The sequence below is a fragment of the Rhizobacter sp. genome (genome assembly GCF_031412495.1).
Classification (GTDB): domain Bacteria; phylum Pseudomonadota; class Gammaproteobacteria; order Burkholderiales; family Burkholderiaceae_C; genus Schlegelella_A.
The window spans coordinates 1-1,793 of sequence record NZ_JANODC010000110.1; the positions used below are offsets into that span (position 1 = coordinate 1).

A 1,793-nucleotide genomic window follows, 5' to 3' on the forward strand; every position below is an offset into this window, starting at 1 on the left:
TGCGCGCAGCCCGCACCCGGCCTATGCCGACGAGAACGGCAGCCACGAGCACGCGACCAAGATCCCCGCGTGGGAAATGATCCGCTTCAGCGTCAACATCATGCGCGGCTGCTTCGGCGGCTGCACCTTCTGCTCGATCACAGAGCACGAAGGCCGCATCATCCAGAGCCGCAGCGAGGACTCCGTCATCCGCGAGATCGAGGAGATCCGCGACAAGATCCCGGCCTTCACCGGCGTGATCTCGGACCTGGGCGGGCCGACGGCCAACATGTACCGCATCGGCTGCAAGAGCCCCGAGATCGAATCGGCCTGCCGCAAGCCCAGCTGCGTCTATCCCGGCATCTGCTCCAACCTCAACACCGACCACAGCGCACTGATCCACATGTACCGGCGCGCGCGGGCTCTCAAGGGCGTCAAGAAGATCCTGATCGGCTCCGGCCTGCGCTACGACCTGGCCGTGCAGTCGCCCGAATACGTCAAGGAACTGGTGCAGCACCACGTCGGCGGTTATCTCAAGATCGCCCCCGAGCACACCGAGCAAGGCCCGCTGACCAAGATGATGAAGCCCGGCATCGGCAGCTACGACAAGTTCAAGGCGATGTTCGAGAAGTACTCGGCCGAGGCGGGCAAGAAGCAGTACCTGATCCCGTACTTCATCGCGGCGCACCCCGGCACCAGCGACGAGGACATGATGCACCTGGCGCTGTGGCTCAAGAAGAACGGCTTCCGCGCCGACCAGGTGCAGACCTTCTATCCCAGCCCGATGGCCACAGCCACGGCGATGTACCACTCCGGCCGCAACACGCTGCGCAAGGTGCGGCGCGAGGCGACGGCCGACGACAGCGTGGACATCGTGCGCGGCGAGAAGCGGCGCCGGCTGCACAAGGCTTTCCTGCGCTACCACGACGCCAACAACTGGCCGCTGTTGCGTGATGCATTGAAGGCGATGGGCCGGGCCGACCTGATCGGCAACGGCAAGCATCACCTCATCCCCACGTTCCAGCCGCTCACCGACGGCGGCTACACCAGCGCGCGCCGCAAGAATTCGACCGCGGCCCCGGTGGCGTTGAAGGCCTCGGCACCGGAGGGCTCGAGAGCGCCGGTCAAGCCGGCGCGGGGCCGCATGCTGACCCAGCACACCGGCCTGCCTCCGCGCGTCACCGGCGCCGGCAAGCCGCCGCGCAAGGCGCGCTGAGCCGGCCTCGGCACTTCGCCCGGGCAACTTGTATCGTCAGTGCGCGGGGAAATCACGTGCGCACGCGGCTGGTTCGACGCGATCCCTTTGACGGACCGGGCGGAGCAACGCGCAGCCCGGAGAACATTAGTACTCCAGCCGCTCCGGCCGGATCTCCTGCAGGATCGTCGTCGCGATCTCCTCGATCGACTTGGTGGTGGTGGACAGCCAGCGGATGCCCGAGCGGCGCATCATCGCCTCGGCCTCGGCCACCTCCATCCGGCAGTTCTCCAGCGACGCATATTTGGAATTGGGCCGCCGCTCGTTGCGGATCTCGGCCAGCCGGTCGGGCGCGATCGACAGGCCGAAGATCTTCTTGCGGTGCGGCTCCAGCGCCGGCGGCAGCTGCTTGCGCTCGAAGTCCTCCGGGATCAGCGGGTAGTTGGCGGCCTTCAGCCCGTACTGCATCGCCAGGTAGAGCGAGGTCGGCGTCTTGCCGCTGCGGCTCACGCCCACCAGGATCACGTCGGCCGACGCCAGGTCGCGGTTGCTCTGGCCGTCGTCGTGGGCCAGGCTGAAGTTGATGGCCTCGATCCGGTCGTGGTACTGCTGGCTCTTG

At 66.9% G+C, this 1,793-nt stretch carries 2 protein-coding genes; one reads left to right on the forward strand and one right to left on the reverse strand.

Annotation, left to right across the window (positions count from 1 at the left end; genetic code table 11):
• The coding region (locus AC30N0_RS04010) for a DUF3362 domain-containing protein (RefSeq protein ID WP_489516642.1) at nt 1-1,195 on the forward strand (1,195 nt) is incomplete at its 5' end.
• A gap of 126 nt (nt 1,196-1,321) precedes the next feature.
• Here AC30N0_RS04010 and AC30N0_RS04015 read toward each other — a convergent pair.
• Nucleotides 1,322-1,793 (reverse strand): kinase/pyrophosphorylase (locus AC30N0_RS04015; RefSeq protein ID WP_489516643.1); only part of this gene is annotated, 472 nt, incomplete at its 5' end.